We start from the raw sequence: 2,433 nt of genomic DNA, 5'->3' as shown, positions 1-2,433 counted from the left end.
CCGCAGGCGATCGGCTCGAGCGACCGGTTATGCAGAGCCAAGTCGAAGGCACTGCGACTGAAGTGGCCGACAGCATACCGAAGCTGTACCCATGAGGCGATCGGCTGAGGCGGCAAGCGCGTTGTTCTTCTGCGGACCGACTGCGAACCAAGAAAAGAGAACGAGCAACCAGGCCAAAACCGGCAAGATCACGGCGGCCGGAAGCTGAGCCGAAGCGGCTGCAGCCCGACTCCGAGGAAATCACGGCAGATTGCTCCGCGTGGCCGAAGCGAACGCCCGACCGAAAACGGATATTCAAGCGTTGCTTAGCTTGCTGCATAACGTAAAGGTCAGCGGACGCCGCAGGCGGTCCGCTGCAACGACCGGCTATGCAGAGCCACTTTCGGAGGCACTGCGGTGAAAGTGGCCGAGAGAATACCGAAGCTGTACCCACGCTGCAGTCGGCTGAGGCGACAGGCTCCATCCGTACCATGCGGCAGGCGGCGAAACGAGGAAAGCGAACGGCCAGCGTGCCATGACCAGGCAAGATCACAGCGGCTGAAAGCTGGGGCCGCTTGCTCCCTGACCGAACACGAGAAAGCCTCGGCCCGTCGCGCCGCGTGATCGCCGCGAACGCGCAACCCAGAACGGCTCGTCGAAGAATTCTTAGCCTGCTGCATAGCGTTTGAAATGAGAGGCGGCGCCCGGCTTGCCGGGTGACGTCCTCTCGATTGAAGGGTTAGCCGCCTCGTGGAGCACGGTGCTACTGCCCCTGTGTGCCTGCCAGCGCTGCTAGCGTGAAGATGGAAGCGAATGAACCGGCAGCCCAAAGACTGAGTGTGTCAGTGCTGCTCGCTGGCAAACCGAATGCGAAGAATGGCAAGACTGCCAGGAGAAGGCCGCCGCCAACCCACGCGCCGACAAATAGAGTGCCCACGGCCTTGCCTTGCTTGCCAGCATCTCGCTGTAGAGAAAACTGATGAAAAACGAGGCCAGCGAGGAATGCCCAGAGCATGACGGCTGAAGCGACAGCCAGACCCCAGCGTTGTAGGTTGGATAGCCGCTCAAGATTGTTGCCCGCGACCGCGAGAACAAGAGAGGCAACGCCCGAAAAGCTTCCGATGGTTGATATGACGCTGTCGGATTGCTTTGGTGGATACATGGTTGCTCTCTTCGTCTATGGTGGTGACAGGGATTTTTGGGCCTTCGCTACAAGGCGGCTAACGTTCAAGCTGAGCGGACTGCAAAAGCACAGGCCCGCGCTGCCGATGATAAAAGGCCCGGTGGCGCGGGCCTGTGCTTTTGCAGGTCCGGCTCCAGCGTAGGGTTAAAGCGCAACCCGCCTGCCTCTCGCACATTCATATTGAAATGACCTTACCTTGCTGACCTGTAACCCGCGTCAGGTTTTCGAGCATTTCAGTCACGAGTTGAAGCTCTTCCTCGGGTGAAAAGACGTCATCCTCGAATACCACCTGAATGCCCGGCTCTTCATACGAGAACGAGACTTCGCAACCGGAGACGTCGATGCAGAAGTCGCCGTAGCCATCAGAGACTGCGCGCCATGGTAGCGACTTCGGAACGAGCGTTCGCTCGTAGTCCTTCCGATCGAGGTCGAACCAATTTCCATCGGTCCGTTGAATGAGGTACTCGCCTGACATTGCGCTTNACGTGTAGAAAAAGACCAAGCCCCATGGGCGCTCAATCGTTGCTTCGTCAACTACGACCAGCTCGTCTTCTGGCGGCAGCTCAGTGACTGTTGCCGCAATTCTGCGAACAGCTAGGTCTCTAGCTTCTGATCGACTCAGCATGATGGATAACGTTTGACATGAGGGGCGCGCAGCGGCGGGACACGCTTGGCCCAGAATGAAATGAGGGCCATGCGTGGCATGCCGTTGCGCGTCCCTTCGATGGAAGGGTTAGGCGTCGGCATTCCAGGGCGCATCATTTTTGACCACTTCCCACAATGCCAAATTCGATGGCCAGTTGCCCCAGTGATTTGACGGCGGATGCTGTAGTGGCGTTCGTCCGCATCGACAAGTGTGCAAGGCAATGCGAAAGCGCTAGTTCCCACTCCCCGTGAGCAGACAGCGACTCACACGTGCGAAGAGTTTCCGGCTCGAGTAGCGCCTGCACGGTTGCCAAGGCCGAGGTGAGGCGTTCCTGCGGGTTGTAGTTAGGCCCCTCTGCAAAACGAGCGACGACACCCAACCCGGCCAACGAAACAATAAGCGACCTTGCCGACTCAACGGATTGCAATGAGACCCTCGGGCACTTCTTTTCAAGCAAGGCGTCGGTGGCTTTCTTCGCGGCGGCAAGACCGAGGCCGCAATGCGCTTGAAGTGTCGTGGTGCAGCTAACCTTCTTTGCACCTACTTCAGCACGGATGAGTTCGACGGTCTGCATTTCGACGCCTAACGTGTTGTATAGCGACGCTCAGTGTCGGATAACACCGTG

Annotated in this window: 2 protein-coding genes; both read right to left on the bottom strand. The window is 58.5% G+C overall.

Features of this window, described 5'->3' with window-relative positions; genetic code table 11:
• Positions 1 to 742: 742 nt before the first annotated feature.
• Positions 743 to 1,141, bottom strand: a complete 399-nt coding sequence (locus LNV23_RS23755; RefSeq protein WP_263565224.1) for a hypothetical protein — start codon at positions 1,139 to 1,141, stop codon at positions 743 to 745.
• A 779-nt stretch (positions 1,142 to 1,920) separates the two neighbouring features.
• Positions 1,921 to 2,382, bottom strand: a complete 462-nt coding sequence (locus LNV23_RS23750) for a hypothetical protein (RefSeq protein WP_263565223.1) — start codon at positions 2,380 to 2,382, stop codon at positions 1,921 to 1,923.
• Between the last annotated feature and the right edge of the window lie 51 nt (positions 2,383 to 2,433).

This window comes from Kinneretia sp. DJ1R-11, from assembly GCF_025717595.1.
Lineage (GTDB): Bacteria > Pseudomonadota > Gammaproteobacteria > Burkholderiales > Burkholderiaceae_C > Paucibacter_A.
The sequence above is the reverse complement of the archived record's forward strand: the minus strand, read 5'-3'. Positions and strand labels throughout refer to the sequence as shown.